At 37.9% G+C, this 17,325-nt stretch carries 18 protein-coding genes; 14 read left to right on the top strand and 4 right to left on the bottom strand.

All coding sequences use genetic code 11. From position 1 onward, the window contains the following. Positions 1-65: 65 nt before the first annotated feature. From panB to J7E81_RS14185, 10 genes are all read left to right on the top strand, one after another. On the top strand, positions 66-902 hold the full coding sequence (gene panB, locus J7E81_RS14230; RefSeq protein ID WP_215043089.1) for a 3-methyl-2-oxobutanoate hydroxymethyltransferase: 837 nt from the start codon (positions 66-68) through the stop codon (positions 900-902). Next, positions 899-1,747: a pantoate--beta-alanine ligase gene (gene panC / locus J7E81_RS14225; protein ID WP_215043087.1), complete on the top strand. Its 849-nt coding sequence runs from the start codon at positions 899-901 to the stop codon at positions 1,745-1,747. The genes panB and panC overlap by 4 nt, the downstream gene beginning before the upstream one ends. A gap of 27 nt (positions 1,748-1,774) precedes the next feature. Further along, complete coding sequence (gene panD, locus J7E81_RS14220; RefSeq protein ID WP_215043085.1) at positions 1,775-2,158, top strand: aspartate 1-decarboxylase; 384 nt, start codon at positions 1,775-1,777, stop codon at positions 2,156-2,158. A 120-nt stretch (positions 2,159-2,278) separates the two neighbouring features. After that, a complete protein-coding gene (gene dinG, locus J7E81_RS14215) occupies positions 2,279-5,074 on the top strand; it encodes an ATP-dependent DNA helicase DinG (protein ID WP_215043083.1) in 2,796 nt (931 codons plus the stop codon). A 48-nt stretch (positions 5,075-5,122) separates the two neighbouring features. Next, the gene (locus J7E81_RS14210; RefSeq protein ID WP_215043081.1) at positions 5,123-5,968 is read left to right on the top strand and encodes a ComEC/Rec2 family competence protein; all 846 of its coding nucleotides are present in this window, start codon (positions 5,123-5,125) and stop codon (positions 5,966-5,968) included. Positions 5,969-6,108: 140 nt separating this feature from the next. Further along, entirely contained in the window at positions 6,109-6,582 is a 474-nt protein-coding gene (locus tag J7E81_RS14205) for a cell wall elongation regulator TseB-like domain-containing protein (RefSeq protein ID WP_215043079.1), read from the top strand. Between the two features lie 31 nt (positions 6,583-6,613). After that, the gene (locus tag J7E81_RS14200) at positions 6,614-7,801 is read left to right on the top strand and encodes a pyridoxal phosphate-dependent aminotransferase (protein WP_215044362.1); all 1,188 of its coding nucleotides are present in this window, start codon (positions 6,614-6,616) and stop codon (positions 7,799-7,801) included. Between the two features lie 390 nt (positions 7,802-8,191). Beyond that, complete coding sequence (locus J7E81_RS14195; RefSeq protein WP_215043072.1) at positions 8,192-8,893, top strand: DnaD domain-containing protein; 702 nt, start codon at positions 8,192-8,194, stop codon at positions 8,891-8,893. Positions 8,894-8,957: 64 nt separating this feature from the next. Further along, positions 8,958-9,620 (top strand): endonuclease III, encoded by a 663-nt coding sequence (gene nth, locus J7E81_RS14190; protein WP_215043070.1) that lies wholly within the window; start codon positions 8,958-8,960, stop codon positions 9,618-9,620. Then, entirely contained in the window at positions 9,613-9,975 is a 363-nt protein-coding gene (locus J7E81_RS14185; RefSeq protein ID WP_215043068.1) for a YpoC family protein, read from the top strand. Before nth ends, J7E81_RS14185 begins: the two co-directional genes overlap by 8 nt. 13 nt (positions 9,976-9,988) lie before the next feature. Here the strand turns inward: J7E81_RS14185 and J7E81_RS14180 are convergent, their stop codons facing one another. Together J7E81_RS14180 and recU are read right to left on the bottom strand one after the other, a co-directional pair. Further along, positions 9,989-12,712 (bottom strand): transglycosylase domain-containing protein, encoded by a 2,724-nt coding sequence (locus J7E81_RS14180; RefSeq protein ID WP_215043066.1) that lies wholly within the window; start codon positions 12,710-12,712, stop codon positions 9,989-9,991. Between the two features lie 45 nt (positions 12,713-12,757). Next, positions 12,758-13,360 carry a Holliday junction resolvase RecU gene (gene recU / locus J7E81_RS14175; protein ID WP_215043064.1) on the bottom strand — a complete coding sequence of 201 codons (603 nt, stop codon included), beginning with the start codon at positions 13,358-13,360 and terminating at the stop codon, positions 12,758-12,760. A gap of 185 nt (positions 13,361-13,545) precedes the next feature. Here recU and J7E81_RS14170 point away from each other — a divergent pair, with 185 nt between their 5' ends. The 3 genes from J7E81_RS14170 (at position 13,546) to J7E81_RS14160 (ending at position 15,598) form a co-directional block, all read left to right on the top strand. Further along, a complete protein-coding gene (locus J7E81_RS14170; RefSeq protein WP_215043062.1) occupies positions 13,546-14,523 on the top strand; it encodes a DUF2515 domain-containing protein in 978 nt (325 codons plus the stop codon). Positions 14,524-14,862: 339 nt separating this feature from the next. Continuing rightward, positions 14,863-15,138 carry a hypothetical protein gene (locus J7E81_RS14165; RefSeq protein WP_215043060.1) on the top strand — a complete coding sequence of 92 codons (276 nt, stop codon included), beginning with the start codon at positions 14,863-14,865 and terminating at the stop codon, positions 15,136-15,138. 88 nt (positions 15,139-15,226) lie between these two features. Then, positions 15,227-15,598 carry a YppE family protein gene (locus tag J7E81_RS14160; protein WP_215043058.1) on the top strand — a complete coding sequence of 124 codons (372 nt, stop codon included), beginning with the start codon at positions 15,227-15,229 and terminating at the stop codon, positions 15,596-15,598. Between the two features lie 96 nt (positions 15,599-15,694). Here the strand turns inward: J7E81_RS14160 and J7E81_RS14155 are convergent, their stop codons facing one another. Then, positions 15,695-15,904, bottom strand: a complete 210-nt coding sequence (locus tag J7E81_RS14155) for a YppF family protein (RefSeq protein ID WP_215043056.1) — start codon at positions 15,902-15,904, stop codon at positions 15,695-15,697. Positions 15,905-16,091: 187 nt separating this feature from the next. On the opposite strand from J7E81_RS14155, the gene J7E81_RS14150 reads away from it, so the two are divergent. Continuing rightward, positions 16,092-16,649, top strand: a complete 558-nt coding sequence (locus J7E81_RS14150) for a YppG family protein (RefSeq protein ID WP_251028646.1) — start codon at positions 16,092-16,094, stop codon at positions 16,647-16,649. Between the two features lie 75 nt (positions 16,650-16,724). On the opposite strand, the gene J7E81_RS14145 is transcribed toward J7E81_RS14150, so the two are convergent. Beyond that, complete coding sequence (locus J7E81_RS14145) at positions 16,725-17,228, bottom strand: Hsp20/alpha crystallin family protein (protein WP_251028645.1); 504 nt, start codon at positions 17,226-17,228, stop codon at positions 16,725-16,727. Positions 17,229-17,325 lie beyond the last annotated feature (97 nt).

The following is a 17,325-nucleotide window of genomic DNA, read 5'->3' as shown; positions in this document are numbered from 1 at the left end:
ATCTTTTTTATTTGCTCTTAATTGGCGTTTTATCACCTCTCCCAATCTTTAAGGAGGGAAAAATGATGAAGCAAACCACTGACTTTTTAAAAATGAAAGAAAACAATGAAAAAATTGTCATGCTTACGGCCTATGATTATCCATCTGGAAAACAAGCGGAACAGGGCGGAGTTGACATGATTCTCGTCGGAGATTCACTTGGCATGGTGGTTCTAGGTTATGACTCAACGATCCCCGTGACGATGGAAGACATGATTCATCATACCAAAGCAGTAAAACGAGGGGCAAAAGATACCTTTATCGTGACAGACCTGCCATTTTTAGCTTACCATCTTTCTGTTAGAGACACTCTCATCAATGCTGGAAGGCTGATGCAAGAAGCAGGAGCGCATGCCGTTAAATTGGAAGGGGCAGATGGTGTAATAGAAAAGATATCTTCTTTAACACAAGCGGGTATTCCCGTGTGCGGGCATCTAGGTTTAACACCGCAATCTGTTGGTGTATTAGGCGGTTATAAGGTGCAGGGAAAAGATGCGCATGCGGCCCGAAAATTAGTAGAAGATGCTAAAAAAGTGGCGGAAGCCGGAGCCTTTGCAGTAGTGCTTGAATGTGTGCCTAAACAGCTGGCAGAGGAAGTGGCTAAATCAATTTCCATCCCTGTCATTGGAATTGGAGCGGGGCTAAATGTAGATGGACAGGTTTTGGTTTATCACGATGTATTAGGCTATGGTGTTGAAAGGGTGCCTAAATTCGTAAAGCAATACCATTCTGTAAATCCATTTATGATTGAATCGATTCAAGCCTATACATCTGAAGTAAAAAATAATCAATTCCCGGAAGATAAACACTCCTTTACTATGAAGGAAGAGGAACTGAAAGTTCTTTATGGAGGAAAAAAATGAAGGTCCTAACTACCATAAATGAGATGCAGAATGAAATACTGAAACATAAAGAGTTGGGAAAGTCGATCGGCTTTGTTCCTACCATGGGCTTTCTTCATGAGGGTCATTTAACGCTTATCTCTAAGGCAAGAAAAGAAAATGATGTCGTCGTGGTAAGTATATTTGTTAATCCTTTACAATTTGGACCGAAGGAGGACTTTTCTACCTATCCCCGCGATTTTGACCGAGACCGTGCTTTAGCAGAAGGTGAAAAGGTAGATTTCCTCTTTTATCCTTCGGTAGAGGAAATGTATCCTCGAGAGCCATCGGTTAAAGTGGTCGTTCAGGAACGAACCGATGTACTATGCGGTAAGTCACGTCCAGGTCATTTTGATGGGGTTGCCACAGTTATTACCAAGTTATTTCATATCATAATGCCCACACGAGCCTATTTTGGTAAGAAAGACGCTCAGCAAGTTGCAGTGATTGATGGATTAATTTCCGATTTTAATTTTCCCGTTCAGTTAATTCCGGTGGACATTGTCCGAGAAGAGGACGGGTTAGCAAAAAGTTCACGAAATGTTAACTTATTAGTGGAAGAGAGAGAGCAGGCTCCAATTATCTATAAAAGTCTGCAAACAGCAAAGAAAGCAATTGATGATGGTGAAATAAATCCTGCTGTTCTCACTACTATGATCAAAGAATTGATTACAAGTAAGTCTAATGGGGAAATAGATTATGTCGAAATTCTTTCTTATCCATTTTTAAAACCAATGGAAAAAATAGAAGGTTCCTTTATTATTGCCGTTGCTGTTAAATTTTCGAAGGTAAGATTAATCGACAATATCATAATTCAAATAGATTAGAAAAGCTTCACAAGAGGAGGAATAAACTTGTTTCGTACTATGATGAACGGCAAAATCCATCGTGCAACGGTAACTGAGGCCAACTTAAACTATGTTGGCAGTATTACGATAGATGAAGATATTATTGATGCTGTTGGAATGGCAGCAAATGAAAAGGTCCAAATTGTCAACAATAATAATGGAGCTAGGTTAGAAACGTATATTATTCCAGGTAAAAGAGGCAGCGGGGTCATTTGTTTAAATGGTGCAGCTGCTCGACTTGTTCAAGTGGGTGATACGGTGATTATTATTTCTTATGCATTGGTACCGGATGAAAAAGTTAAAACGCATAAACCAAAAGTAGCAATTATGGATGAGAACAATCAGATTAAAGATCTTCTTCATGCAGAACCCGCACATACCGTTATGTAAGGTCCCCAATTTTTGGGGATTTTTTTATTATTTTAAAAATCCAGTCGACAGTGGTAGAATTTAAATCATTATGGAAAAGTTATGTTGCCGTTTAATGAACGAAGGTTTGGGGTGTAACAAATGTTAAATAAATTTGTTGTGATTGATTTAGAGACAACGGGTAATACACCAAAAAAGGGTGATAAAATTATTCAGTTTGCGGCTGTGGTGATAGAAAACGGAAAAATCACCGAACAGTTCTCGTCGCTAATCAATCCACAAAAACCAATTCCAGTCTTTATTGAAGAATTAACTGGAATCAATGATGAAATGGTCAAGGATGCACCATTATTTACCGAAATAACCGAAAGGGTTCAATCGTTGCTAGAAGGGGCCTATTTTGTTGCTCATAACGTCTTGTTTGATCTTTCCTTTCTTCAAGAAGAATTACTTCAAGCTGGATCGGGAGGGTTTTATGGGTCCGTTTTAGACACCGTGGAAATGGCTAGAATTCTATATCCCACGGCAGACAGCTATAAGCTCTCAGATTTGGCCGAGAAAGAGAATCTTTCCCATGACAGACCACATCAGGCAGATAGTGACGCATTGGTGACAGCCGAGCTTTTTTTAATCCTGTTGAAACGGCTATCTTTATTACCGGCGATTACGGTAAGACAGCTAACTCATTTATCTGGAGGATTAAAAAGTGATCTTCAGTTGTTCCTTGAGGAAATGGGGGATACATTCGAAGGATCAGCCGGATCGGATTCAATTGAAATCATAAACGATATTGCATTAAGGAAAGACTCAATTGAAAAGGAAATCGAAATCTTTGAGGAAAAAGTTAAGTATCCAGAAAGTGACGAAGAAAAGGTTGAAATAATCCAAAACAGCATAAAGTCTTTTGTGAAGCGTGCTGGTCAATTCAAGATGATGGATACAGTTTATCAATCCCTTCAGCTTTCCAGGCATACGCTAATAGAGGCCGGAACAGGCGTAGGTAAGTCGCTTGGTTATCTTTTGCCTTTAGCTTATTTTGCCAAGCAAAATAAGCAGTCCATTATTGTAAGTACCCATACAATTCAACTCCAAGAACAACTTTTAAGTAAAGAAATTCCCTTACTTAAAAGCATTCTTCCATTTGAAATAGAAGCAGTTCTATTAAAAGGCAGAAATCAGTATTTAAATTTAGAAAAATTTCACCAAACATTGATGGCTGAAAACGACAATTATGATACTACCCTAACAAAAATGCAAATTCTAGTGTGGTTAACGGAAACAGTGACAGGTGATCGGGATGAATTGAATCTATCGAGTGGAGGCCAATTTTATTGGAATAAAATAAGGGAAGAACAGACGAGCCTGTATGAGGATAAGAGCTGGCAGGAAAGGGATTTTTATCAAAAGGCAAAAAGGAATGCCCAATCGGCAAATATCATCATCACAAATCATTCCTTGCTATTAAATGATATAAAAGGAGGGGGGGCGATTTTACCTGCTTCTGAATATGTGGTGATTGATGAAGCTCATCATTTGGAGAAAGTAGCAAGCCGGTACTTTGGCTATACATTGGATTATTTATCTACCCGTTTGCTCTTTAGTCAATTTGGTACCTATGAACAAAAACAACTCTTTTATGACATGGAACAACTGATATCACGACTTCCTGCTTCCAGAACCAAACTCGTTACTACCTTTGAATTGAATCAATTAGTATTGGATGTACAATACGAGCTGGATGATTTTTTTAAATTGATGGCACTTTATGCAAAAACAAAGACAGCAAATAAAAAAGGGATCAATCGGATAAAAGTTCGATATAACCCCAATGATGGCGGCCGAGAGAGAAAAGCGCTCGTCCACAGTGCCGAGAGGTTGTCTTTTTTACTTAAGGACCTAATCAATGAAATAGACAGCCGACTTAATTGGCTAAAAGCTGAGAAAAATACATTATCTATTCCTGAACTTCATCAAATGGAGGATGTGTCTGGATTTATAACTGAGCTTGATGAATTTCGAACCATAGTGATAAGCTGTTTTATTAAAGATTCAAAGGAAGTAAAATGGATTGAAATGGATACCCGTTCACCACAAAATATAACAACCTTTTTGGCTCAGCCAGCTACTGTAGCTGCACACCTGAAAGAGAAGTTCTTTCAAACCAAGAAGGCAGTAATCCTTACTTCTGCAACCTTATCAGTTAATCATTCTTTTGATTATATCATGAGAGAGCTCGGTCTTGAGGCAAACGCTACTGGTCAAGTGAGTATTTCCTCACCATTTGTGTATAAAAACCAGGTTCAACTTCTCATCCCTGATGATTTACCGGAAATCAACTCCGTCTCACTAGAGGAGTATGTCATTGCGATTACCGAACATATCATTACCATAGCTGAGGCTACAAAAGGCAGGCTGCTAATTCTTTTTACTGCTTTTGACATGCTCAAAAAAACGTATGAGCTAATCAAAGAAAGTGGTTTTCTTAATGAATATGTGTTAATTGCTCAAGGTATTTCAAGTGGAAGCCGTTCTCGATTGACACGAAATTTTCAGCGCTATGAAAAGGCCATCTTGTTGGGAACAAGCAGCTTTTGGGAAGGCGTAGATATTCCAGGTGAAGACTTGTCCTGCCTTGTTATTGTCAGGCTGCCATTTAGTCCTCCAGATGAACCCTTAACGGAAGCTAAGTGTCAATTGATTGTCCAGCAGGGGAGGAATGCTTTTTCTGATTACTCACTGCCAGAGGCGATTCTTCGGTTTAAACAAGGCTTTGGCAGGCTCATTAGGACCGAAACGGATCGCGGGGTAATCATTGTATTTGATAGAAGAATCGTTACCACTCAGTACGGAAAGGCCTTTTTGAAATCAATCCCTCCAGTCCCAGTTAAAAAGGGAAAAATGACGGAATTAGCATCATTTATCCAAAAATGGTTATGATAAAATTTGGAAAATAACACATCCTATAATTATCTGGGAGGATTGTGTATGAGAATATTGCTTATGATTTTGGCTTTATTGATTCCAAGCAGCATGACTGTGAAGGCAGAAACAACACTACCTGACGAGGTTGAAAAAATTGATGTAAAATTGACGGAACATCAAGCAGCAGTCACTTTTTTAGGCCTTGCTACTGGTGAAGCAACTCTTATACAAGGTCCTAATGACGAAAATATTTTAATAAATATTGGGGGGCAAGGGGAAATTGCTGAGTTAGAGGGATGGCTTTCTCTTTATAATGTTAAGGAGCTCTCTACATTAATTCTAACGAATGATAGCGAAAAGGTGTCGGTGGGGAAAATTGATAAGTTAATTAACAAATATAAAATTAAAGAAATTGTCACCACACCTGAAGTTTCTTCATTTTTAACCAGAGAAAAGTCTAATCAAATCCCTGTTACCGTTTGGAAAGAAGGTACAAAGAAAGAAATCCTTCCTGACATGTTTGCTGATGTTCAATTCCTTGGAAATGAACAACATGAAGGGTTGGATTTGATGCTGCGCTTTTTTAAACATAACTTATTTTTAATGACTTCCTATAGTCAACGGGCGGAACAAAAATTTATAGCGAAGCATTTAGAGGATGTTCATGTCTTTAAAATACCCTATAGACTTACAGACGACTCTTTATCTGATCAGCTCATCCAATCACTCAATCCACAAATATCCATCCTAGTAGGTGCAGAGGAAGATCAGCTGGACCAAGATTTATTGCGTGACTTGCAAGGCATTTGGTCTGAAGTGTATTTTACAAAAAAACATGGGACTGTGACCATTAAATTTACAGAATCAAATTACGAGATTATTACCATTCCACTCAGGGATGAGGAATGATTTTTTTGAAAAGCTTAAAAAATTGTTAAATTTGATGAAGATTGATAACACATCTTGATTTATCCTGTTATAATAATTTAGAAAGATTCATGATTAAGAGGTTTACCTATACAAAGTACATAAAGAAGTGAGAAAGAAAGATGAAAAAGTGGATTTTCATTCCCGTAATTGTAGTAATTGTCATGATTGGGTTGTTTATAAAAGTCTATTTTTCTTCCGTACAACCGGTTAAAGCGGCTGAAAAGAAGGCTGTTTCACTAGCCAAGGAAAAGGTGCAGTTGAGTGAAGTGGATGACTTTCATTTATACAATGGCATTGAGACAGTTAATGTGATTGAAGGGAAAAATAAAAAAGGCAGTAAAGTAATCGTTTGGATTCCTGAAAAGAGTAAAAAGGTTATCATTAAAAAGGCCAAAGATGGAATCACGAAAGAAGAAGCTATTCAAAAGTTATTGCAGGAAAAACAACCTAAAAAAATTATTTCAGTGCGGCTTGGTATGGAAAAAAATATTCCATTATGGGAAATTTACTACCGATCTGAAAATAATTTAATAAATTATTATTATGTTCACTTTGAAACCGGTGAATGGCTAAAAAAAGTTGAAAATCTATAGCTAGTGGAGAACGGAGGAAAGAGATATGGCAATCAAACTTGCAAATCGGGTAATGGCACTTACGCCATCTACTACGTTAGCTATTACTGCAAAAGCAAAAGAATTGAAAGAAAAAGGGGAAGATGTTATTGGATTAGGGGCAGGGGAACCTGACTTTAATACACCCCAGCACATATTAGATGCCGCTGTAAAATCTATGAACGAGGGGCATACAAAATATACTCCTTCGGCGGGTCTGCCTGCATTAAAAAAAGCAATTATTAATAAGTTTGAGGCTGACCAAGGATTAAGCTTCAAACCTAATGAAGTGATCGTAGGTAATGGGGCAAAGCACGTCTTATATACATTATTCCAAGTTATTCTAAACGATGGTGATGAAGTAATCATTCCAACACCTTATTGGGTCAGCTATCCTGAACAAGTAAAGCTGGCAGGTGGTGTGCCTGTTTATGTGGAGGGACTGGAACAAAATCAGTTTAAAATCACACCTCAACAATTAAAAGAAGCGATTACCGATAAAACAAAAGCCGTGATTATCAATTCACCAAGCAATCCGACAGGAGTTTTATACACTGAACAAGAACTTTTAGAATTAGGGAAAATTTGTTTGGCAAAAGATATTTTAATTGTTTCTGATGAAATTTATGAAAAGCTTGTCTACTCCGGTTCGAAACATGTTTCAATTGCTCAGCTTTCATCTGAATTGAAGGAGCAAACTATTGTCATCAATGGGGTATCCAAATCTCATTCAATGACTGGCTGGAGAATTGGCTATGCTGCAGGTAATAAACAAATCGTTGAGGCCATGACCAATCTTGCCAGCCATAGTACATCCAATCCGACCACAACAGCCCAATACGCGGCAATAGCAGCTTACAATGGTACACAGGAACCTGTTGAAGAAATGAGACAGGCATTTGAGAATAGATTAGAGATTATCTATGATAAATTAGTTGCAATCCCTGGATTTACCTGTGTGAAGCCACAGGGAGCGTTTTACCTTTATCCAAATGTAAAGAATGCAGCAGAAATGACAGGCTTTAGTAACGTTGACGACTTCGTTGAAGCCCTGCTCGTCGAAGCTAAAGTTGCAGTCATTCCAGGTTCAGGTTTTGGGACTCCAGATAATATCCGCCTATCCTATGCAACATCACTTGAACTATTAGAAAAAGCTGTGGAACGAATCGATCAATTCGTTAAAGCAAAGGTTAAAAGCTAACGATTATTGTGATTTAAAAAGTCTGCATTTTGCAGGCTTTTTGTTTTGGTCCAAGAAATTATAGATTTACTACTTGTGAATAAATTTTTACAGGTATAGATACGTCCAGCTCCAGCGCCTAGCCCTCGATGGTCTACAGCCAATCCGTCCAAAAGGTTAAAAAGCAACCTTTCGGCCGGCTCGTCTTATGCTTGGCTACAGAAAACTATCGTTTTCTGTTCGCATTAAGGGAGACTAATCTCTGGCTACGCTTTGCTTGCCATCGATAAATCTCCCTATATCGGGGCTGACCAAGGCGCTTGCGCTTTTGTTTTTCTTTCCAAAGTTGGATTCCTAATACTCTTACTCGAATAGTGGGTTCATGTTATACTAATCAAGAGGTGTAGAAACATGAAATCAAATATAGTAGCTTGGATGCAGCAAGGGAATATTACCATTCCTACATTGCTGTTTTCAGAATATCGAAATCTGAACTTAAATGAGACGGAACTTGTTCTTTTATTAAATATTATTACTTTTATCGAAAAAGGAAATGAATTTCCTACTCCAGAAGAGCTATCAGGTTTAATGACAATATCGATTGCTGAGTGTAATGACATGCTAAGAAGGATGATACAAAGAGGCTTTATTGAGATAATTGATCAATATAGTAATGAAGGCATCCGCTTTGAAAAATATTCTGTAAAGCCTTTGTGGGAAAAACTAGTTGATCAGTTTTTGTTAAATAATCAGCTAACAAGACAAGCTGAACAGAAAACGGAAGAAACTGACGTATATACTTGTTTCGAAAAAGAATTTGGCCGCCCGCTTTCACCATTTGAGTGTGAATCGCTTGGGATGTGGATGGATGATGATCATCATGACCCAATTATTATAAAAGCTGCGCTCCGTGAGGCAGTGATGTCAGGAAAATTAAACTTCCGTTATATCGATCGAATCCTTTTTGAGTGGAAGAAAAATGGGATTAAAACCATTGAACAGGCTAAAAATCATGGCCGTAAGTTTCGGCAAAAACAAACGGAAAAGATACAAACTAACAACGAGGCCCATCAGCCTTCAGTCCCTTTTTATAACTGGTTAGAACAAAAATAATAGTCGATTGAACGAGGGGAACTGCTCTCGTTTTCTTTCATTTTATAAGTAGCAGGTGAGATTAATGCTGAATAATACTCAAATCCGTTATTGCTTAGATGAAATAGGGAATCTGTATCCAGATGCCCATTGTGAGTTGAAACACTCTAATCCATTTGAACTGGTTATTGCTGTTTCATTGTCAGCACAATGTACGGATGCCCTTGTAAATAAAGTAACTAAACGGTTATTTGAAAAATATAAAACCCCAGAAGATTACTTAAATGTATCACTCGAAGAACTTCAAAACGATATTCGCTCCATTGGCCTATATCGAAATAAAGCAAAAAATATTCAGAGCTTATGCCGAATGTTAATAGATGAATATAACGGTATGCTTCCAATGGATCGAGATGAGTTGACTAAACTGGCGGGGGTTGGCAGAAAAACGGCCAATGTCGTCGTTTCCGTAGCTTTTAATATACCAGCTATTGCAGTAGATACACATGTGGAAAGGGTTAGTAAACGCCTTGGAATTTGTCGTTGGAAGGATTCCGTACTTGAAGTGGAGAAAACGCTAATGAAGAAGGTTCCAAAGGAAGAATGGTCCCTAACCCACCATCGATTAATCTTTTTTGGACGTTATCATTGCAAGGCACAAAATCCACAATGTCCAAGCTGTCCATTATTAGAGTTATGCAGGGAAGGTAAAAAGAGAATGAAAGGGAAGGCTGCAGTAAATGAATAATCGTCAAGAAGAAGCAGCAGCGATACTGGCTGAGTGGGAGCTCATTCAAAGCCAACTTGCCTCATTATTTCGTGTTCGTGATCAAAAAAACACACAAGAATGGATGGAAAAGGGAATCAACCTTTTCCTGCAATTTTTATATCTTACAAATCATGAAACCTTCCTATCTAGTAATGAAATTAGATATGACCAGTTTTTATTTAAGCCGGTTAATCTAGAAGAAAGGATCAACTTTATAAATTCCAGACCCGGCTTATACCATTCGTTTCGACAGCTTTCTGAATTAATACTTGAGCAGGAAAAACAATTTGTAAAGAGCAATATCATAAAAAAATCGTCTAGGTCTTTGACCTAGACGATTTTTTAGCTTATTGGCTATTCGTTCCTCCCCGATTTCCTGTACTTTGATTCGTAGGAGGTGTTATAGGGGTTGTAACCGGGGGAGTAGTCCCTCCTTGATTACTATTCCCGGAATTCCCGGAATTCCCGGTATTTCCAGTATTCCCAGTATTACTCCCGTTGCCAGTTCCATTACCGTTTTCAGTACCAGTCCCGTTGCCAGTTCCATTACCGTTTTCAGTACCAGTCCCATTGCCGGTCCCATTGCCGTTTTCAGTATCAGTTCCATTTCCGGTCCCATTGCCGTTTTCAGTACCAGTACCATTTCCAGTACCATTGTTGTTCTCGGTACCAGTCCCGGGAGTAGTTCCCGTTCCTTGGTCAGTCTGTCCTTCACTTTGCGGTATATCAATTGAAGTATGAACAACATCACTCTTATTAGTTCCACTAAAGGCAAAGATGGAGATAGTATAGTTTTCTCCAGGGTTAGCCTTAAAGGTTAAGCTGTTACCAGACTGAACAGAATGATTCGAATGGGTACCGTCAACCGTGACATCAAACTGAATATCTTTGTTTGCAGCATTGTTATAATCCCATGAAACGACAACATTTCCACTTGTATTATCATATTTAGCAGCAACATTTGCAGGTGCTGAAAGTTTGTTGTATTTTTCAGATACTCTTTTAGGTGCATGCCCTTTAACCGCGTATTCAATTGATACCTGACTACTAGGTGTATATTGACTAGCCAATACAGGAGGCATGGTGCCTTTTTCAATTCTAACCTTTTGGACACTATTTGGCATTTTAAAATCTGGAGTGTCAATGTCCTTAGATACATATGCCATTAAATTCTTAAATAGCAGCTGAGCAATTCTTTGATTGCTGCCTTCAGCCGTAATTGGAGTTTTCCGGCTTTCATATCCTGTCCAAATAGACGCTGTATAATTGGTAGTATAGCCGGTAAACCAAGCATCTGGAACAGAACTGCTATTTATATTCCATTCAGACATTTCTTGATCTGTATAGTTTGTAGTTCCTGTCTTTCCTGCTATTGGAAGCCCTGGCACTTTGGCCCGTGTTCCTGTTCCAGGAGATATCAGTACACTCTTCAACATATCGGTAACCATAAAGGCCGTCGAATCCTTCATTACCACTTTCGGTTTAGGGGCTGTGTCGATCATGGTGCCGTCTCGCAGCTTAATTTTCTTAACTGAATGTGGTTTAGTGTAGAATCCATTATTTCCGAAAGCAGCATAGGCTCCGGCCATTTGAAGTGGGGAAACCCCAGTTTCAAAGCCGCCGATGGCATAGGATTCGTAAATTTCTTTTAAAGGAATACCAAGATTAACGGCAAAGTCTTTTGCTTTATCAAGTCCAACTTGCTGTAGTGCTTGAACAGCGGGACTGTTACGTGATAATTGCAGGGCCGTTCTCATCGTCATTGGACCCTTATACTTCTGATCCCAGTTGCCAAATTTCTTACCGGATGAATAAGTAATCGGCTTATCGTTAATCATTTCATAGGTGCCCCAGTTTAAATATTCAATTGCAGGACCGTAATCTAGCACGGGCTTAATTGTAGATCCAGGCTGGCGTCTCGTATCGATTGCATAATTAAAACCGCGTTGGACTTGTTGGTTTCTTCCGCCCCCAATTGCCCGAATTTCTCCTGTCTTTGTATCAAGAAGGACAATACCAGCTTGAAGTTTATCATCAGGGTAAGGGATGATATCGGAATCCTTTGTATTTAGGATTTCATTAACATGTAATTGCGCATCTTTATCAAGAGTAGTATAGATTGTTAAACCGTCTGTAAAAATATCAAAATCTGTTGTAGCCTTTACCTCATCAATGACAGCATCCACAAATGAGTCATAAGTTTTATTATCATTAACTTGACGTTTTTCAGGTGGCAGCACATCTTTTGCTACAGAAACCTTTTCAGCTTCTTTCATTTGCTGCTTTGATATATATCCATGCTGATACATTAATGATAGAACGATGTTCCGTCTTTTTTCTGCTAAATCCGGGTGGTTAAAGGGATTATAATTGTTAGGACTTTGTGGCATCCCGGCTATTTGTGCAGCCTCGGCCAAAGTAAGGTCCTTTAATTCCTTACCATAATAGATTTCGGCAGCAGTAGCAAGACCATGGCTGTTTTCGGATACATACACCTTATTTACATACATCTCAAAGATCTGGTGTTTTGTATATTGCTGCTCCAGCTGATAGGCAAGCCATGCTTCTTGAACCTTTCGTTTTAACGTCTTTTCTTGAGTCAAGAAAGCATTTTTAACTACTTGTTGTGTGATGGTGCTTCCGCCTTCTGCACCAAATCCATGCCGGAAGTTGGCTAAAACGGCGCCCCCAAGACGAATTGGATCAATCCCATGGTGCTTATAGAAACGATAGTCTTCTGTTGCTAACACAGCATCTTCAAGTTTTTTAGGAATATCTTTATAGTTTACATATTCTCGATTTACAGCACCTACTTCAGTAATCAACTTATCATTTTTATCTAAAATTTTTGAAGGGATAGGATCTTTTAATAATTTCGGATCAAGTTTGGGAGCATCCTTAACAAAGTAAGCGAAAGTCCCCACTCCGGCAAGTAATCCAATTATTCCGAGGACAACAAGACTTAAAAAAATCTTCTTAACTAGTCCGCGTGGTTTTTTTTGTTTATTTTTCTTGCCTTTGGATTGGAGTTGCTTTCTGCGCTCCTCTCTTGATTTGTATTGTTCAGACATAATGATTTCCTTCCTTTCTATTCTCTATGAAAAAATTGAAGTTTTCTATAGTTGCTCTATTATCTTAATATAGTCAATTCTTGGTTGAAATCCAAGCGGTATGTGGTGGCCCTTCTGTTCAATTTCTTCTTTTGTAATCGATTTTCTTCCTCCGTTCATCATTCGCTCCCAAAAATGCAGTAAATGTCGGGCTTCGAGCAGGTAAACCTGTTCAAATTTTGTGAAACGGAGAATAACAAAACAAATTCCTCCTTGATCCATTACTTCTTCCATATGTTGTATTTGGTGTTGATGGAAATTCTTTAATGGAAATGAGGTGGGGTTTTGCGTTTCCTTTGCTTCAAAATCAATATATCTACCTTTATATACCCCATTATAATCAGTTGTCGAAGCTAGTTTAAAGTATGCCTCTTTTATTACGGCAGCACTTCTATTGGGATAATCCACCTGAACAATTTGAACGGGAGTTGGCTTTTTATGTATCACTGCAATTTTTCTTTCCCGGTAATACTGATTCGTTTCATTTAAATCTTCCTCTAGTGTCATACCCCGATTACTATAAGATCCATTTTTTATTTTTTTCACCGTATTGTCTTTTATAAGTTCTTTTGGCTTATACTTTTTTCCATTCGGATAGTTAAGATTCATTATTTTACACCTCTCAAGCTAATCCTTATCATACCAAATCTTTGTTCATATTGGGGTGTATAAAAAAAATTTGCCTACACACGCTAATAATAATTGTAGCGTGAATGCTAAACTCAGACATGATTCGATATTAGTAAAGATTTTAACGCAAAATTAAAACTCTATCAAAAATAAGGAAGATGAATATGAATCATCTTACGATACAGGAACAATCAATCATCCGTCAAATTGTAGGTGAAACAAAAAAAAGAAATGTTGATAATATTACGCGTACAGATGCCTACTTTTCCTATTTTAAACAACATCCGGATATTATTTGGTCTTTTCTTGCAAGTATGGTTTCACGTAATGGCGGTTGGAATATGTGTGATCTAGAAGGTGACATTTTCCCGGAAATTTTAGAACCAAAAATGAGGAAACAGTTATTTTTGACTTATGAACGGGCCAATTGGCTTATTTTTCATGATGTTTTCCCCCAGCTTCTTCTTTACCACTATTCGACGAAATTGAATCGGCCTATGTTTCACTTACTTCCCTTTTTCCATGTTTCAACATTTATTCAAAAAGAGTGGGAACGTTATTGGAAGGAAAACGATAAGGAAAGATTAACAACTTCTTTAATTATTAATGAACAAAATGTGATTCAAACACCTGTGATAGAACATCCCGTTTATAAGAATAAGGTCTTTCATTCCTTTCTTTTTTCGTTTCAAGATTGGCTTCACTTCAGCTGCGTTCTTTTTCCTACTTGTGGCGGGGAGGTGTATGGGGCCAGTGTAAATGGTTTTAAATCCCTATCTAAGCGAATCAATTTAGGGAAGAGGCTGGCGAGTATTCTTTTTCATCCGCGTTTGTTTTCTTATTTTTTTGAATTTGCCGAAAGAAATCCGCATACAGGTTCAAGAAACGATTATGAGCAATATTTTAAAATAAAGACAGGCAGGAAAACACCGCTGCTTCGAACAACTTTTCCGGTTATTGAGCATCACCAACATAACTATCAAGATTGGAGTAAACAGCGACTGATTTCCCCGGCCTGGATGCATTTACCAGTTCGTCATCATCATCCTATCCATCTTACGGACTGGTACTTTAATAAATCAAATCAGCTTCACTTATTACTTTCCCTTCATAAAACACTTAAGCTAAAAAGGTGGAAATAAAAAAAGCAAGGACGCTGCCTTGCTTTTTACTGTTATTATTCAGCAGGACGATTTGGTCCTTCAAGCTTTTTATCCCCATAGCCTGTTTTTTGCTCTGTGACAGCTTTTGATTGCTTGCTTGTTGGATTATTTTTTTTCGCCATTAAAAACACCTCCAATACTAGCATGTACGCTTCAGCGGTTTTTCATGCGAACTTATGATTATGTCGAAAAAGATTATCATTCATGATGTTTTAACACTTTCTTTGCCGAATTGCTTCTAGTTTTGTCAAGCTTGAAGGAGGCTGGAAAGGGAAGGAGAATATTACGTAATAGATACTCGTGAGGAGGGATTTGTAAATGACTATACCAATGTCCGAAAAAGAAAAAATGCTTACGATGCTAACGGAAATATATGATCAATTAGAAGAATTGGAGTCTGTTCTAGAAGCCTCTTTCTCCGACCAGCGCCTTCATATAACAAGTGAGGAACAAGAAAAATTAACGGTAACACTTCACCACCTTTCAGATATCGAGGGTAGATCAGCAAATATGAATCCGATGTCTCATGAAGATATCCTTAACACTAACCTTGGTGCAGTTCCTGCATCCTTAAAGCTTGAATTAGGTTTTTAAGTAGCGATAAAATAATAATATGGTTAAAAGTAGCATCAATACTCTTGCTACTTTTTTATTTTGTAAATTAAAAGAGGAGAAAGAGAACATGACAGATGAGATTCTTGAATTAACGGAAAAACTGTTCCATTATAATGAGCTATTTCTAAAGAACTATCAAGAAGGCAGAGAGACAGGACTAACACATGATTTTTATAGTGAAATTAAACCATTTGCAGATGAAGTAAAGGAGATTAATGATAAATGGAATAGGGCAATGAAGAAATGGCTCCCTACAGCTAATACTTTACACCTCCATTTAACACAAATTGACACAACTTCTGCCCATATTGATCAGATCTCTGTTCAGTCTTTTTTTCCAGAGACAAGTAAATCAAGGTTTTTAAATACCCATCGGTCGGTGGAATTTGTTCTTGCGGAAGTATTAAAAGAGGTGAAAGATAGAAAGAGATGCAGGTAAATGCATCTCTTTTAGGTAGATTGATTAAATATTCCTATCTGCTGCTAGTAAATAACAGAAGAGGAATGGAGCTGGAATATACAGCTGCCCATTATTTTAAGAATGTTCGATGAGGGAGTCTTCATGATTAGTTTCAGGTATAACCGCACCTTGGTTCTCAAGCTCGCGGACAAGAACGCGATATTCTTTTATACTAATTTCATTATGAATATACACTTTCTTTGCAAAATCCAATAAGGCATTAACGTCATCTGTGTTGTAATCCCGACTTTGAATAAATTTGCTTTTTAATTCGTGAATGTCCATAAATAGCTCCTCCTTCACCCTTTTGTTAATCGTATCATGAAAACATAGGATTCCTAGTTTTTAAAATATTTAAACTTTAGACAAAATTCTCGTGAATCTGACATTGACAAACTAACACTTACAATCACCTTTCCTCTCTAATCTTCATAATGTGTAATAGAGAATAATAAAGAGGAGATGTTTGCCCATGTTTGGTAAAACAAAACCAAATCATTTTGTTCATCATGGATACTCGGGGCAAATGATGCACCAAGGACCAATGACACACCAACAAATGAACCCTCAAGCACATATGAACAGAAGTCAGCCGCCGAGCCCATATCAGACTCAAGTACAGAACTACAATATGTTGCCCTTTTACCCGCCCAACCCTTATTACCCTCAGTCCATGCAGCCATATGGTCAAACCTATCAACCGGGCTTTGGACAGCAAAATATGAATCATCAAACTCAATATAAGCAAAAGGATAACCAGTTTCTATTTCAAAACCCTTTGCAGCCCAAGGATGAAATGGTTCAACAGCCATATATGCCCATGAATGGTTATCCAATAATGAATCCCTATCCTAAAAACAGTTTTATGCCAAAACAACCAGGTGGAATGCAATCGTTAATTAATTCATTCAAATCACAAGATGGATCAGTGGACATTAATAAAATGGTAAATACGGCTGGGCAAATGATGAATGCAGTAACTCAAGTATCCTCGCTCGTAAAAGGATTTGGGGGTATCTTTAAGGCTTAAATTATTTCAGATTATAAAAAAGACGGCTAATAGCAGCCGTCTTTTCCTATATAGAGGAAACAAAAAAATAGTAAGTTATTCTTCTATGTCTATTACTTTACCTTTTTCCTGAGGAATGTGGATTTGTAACAACCCATCACGGTACGAAGCCCGAACCAATTTTTCATTGATCGCATGGGGCAGGGCGATCGTCCTAGCAGCATGCTGACGGAAGTATTTACGTCGATATACATGGGTAAGTTCGTTTTCCTCTGTTTCTAATTCGCGATTTTCAACAGAGATCGTTAAATAGTTTCCTGTAATATTTAATTGGATTTGCTCCTTTTTCACGCCAGGCAGCTCGGCTGAAATAATATATTCCTTTCCTGTTTCTACCGTTTCAACATGAAAACCTGCCGCTGTAGGGAAAGGAGTTTTAAAAAACTCATCAATTGTTTGTAAAAATCCTCGCACCGGTTTATCAGTGAATAAGTCATTCATGGATTTGATTAAATCCCGGAAAGGTTCTGACAGCGGGGATTTACGGTTATTTTTATCATTCGGAAGCATGGATGACATCATTATTCCCTCTCTTTCCATTATTTCACTCCATATTATATGCATAGAAAAATAGGTAGGTGCTGACATATGTTCGTCACAAATTTTCGAACATTCTGTTACAAATATGATAAATGTG

Source organism: Bacillus sp. ISL-18, from assembly GCF_018613415.1.
Lineage (GTDB): Bacteria > Bacillota > Bacilli > Bacillales > Cytobacillaceae > Neobacillus.
The sequence above is the reverse complement of the archived record's forward strand: the minus strand, read 5'-3'. Positions and strand labels throughout refer to the sequence as shown.

What these genes read in the sequence shown, in the direction of transcription:
- J7E81_RS14150 (WP_251028646.1), top strand. Translation starts at nt 16,092, where the DNA reads ATGTTTGGTAAAACAAAACCAAATCATTTTGTTCATCATGGATACTCG.
- recU (WP_215043064.1), bottom strand. Translation starts at nt 13,360, where the DNA reads ATGAATCTTAACTATCCGAATGGAAAAAAGTATAAGCCAAAAGAACTT.
- J7E81_RS14185 (WP_215043068.1), top strand. Translation starts at nt 9,613, where the DNA reads ATGAATAATCGTCAAGAAGAAGCAGCAGCGATACTGGCTGAGTGGGAG.
- J7E81_RS14205 (WP_215043079.1), top strand. Translation starts at nt 6,109, where the DNA reads ATGAAAAAGTGGATTTTCATTCCCGTAATTGTAGTAATTGTCATGATT.
- J7E81_RS14160 (WP_215043058.1), top strand. Translation starts at nt 15,227, where the DNA reads ATGACAGATGAGATTCTTGAATTAACGGAAAAACTGTTCCATTATAAT.
- panB (WP_215043089.1), top strand. Translation starts at nt 66, where the DNA reads ATGAAGCAAACCACTGACTTTTTAAAAATGAAAGAAAACAATGAAAAA.
- J7E81_RS14195 (WP_215043072.1), top strand. Translation starts at nt 8,192, where the DNA reads ATGAAATCAAATATAGTAGCTTGGATGCAGCAAGGGAATATTACCATT.
- dinG (WP_215043083.1), top strand. Translation starts at nt 2,279, where the DNA reads ATGTTAAATAAATTTGTTGTGATTGATTTAGAGACAACGGGTAATACA.
- panC (WP_215043087.1), top strand. Translation starts at nt 899, where the DNA reads ATGAAGGTCCTAACTACCATAAATGAGATGCAGAATGAAATACTGAAA.
- J7E81_RS14155 (WP_215043056.1), bottom strand. Translation starts at nt 15,904, where the DNA reads ATGGACATTCACGAATTAAAAAGCAAATTTATTCAAAGTCGGGATTAC.
- J7E81_RS14170 (WP_215043062.1), top strand. Translation starts at nt 13,546, where the DNA reads ATGAATCATCTTACGATACAGGAACAATCAATCATCCGTCAAATTGTA.
- nth (WP_215043070.1), top strand. Translation starts at nt 8,958, where the DNA reads ATGCTGAATAATACTCAAATCCGTTATTGCTTAGATGAAATAGGGAAT.
- J7E81_RS14165 (WP_215043060.1), top strand. Translation starts at nt 14,863, where the DNA reads ATGACTATACCAATGTCCGAAAAAGAAAAAATGCTTACGATGCTAACG.
- J7E81_RS14145 (WP_251028645.1), bottom strand. Translation starts at nt 17,228, where the DNA reads ATGGAAAGAGAGGGAATAATGATGTCATCCATGCTTCCGAATGATAAA.
- J7E81_RS14210 (WP_215043081.1), top strand. Translation starts at nt 5,123, where the DNA reads ATGAGAATATTGCTTATGATTTTGGCTTTATTGATTCCAAGCAGCATG.
- J7E81_RS14180 (WP_215043066.1), bottom strand. Translation starts at nt 12,712, where the DNA reads ATGTCTGAACAATACAAATCAAGAGAGGAGCGCAGAAAGCAACTCCAA.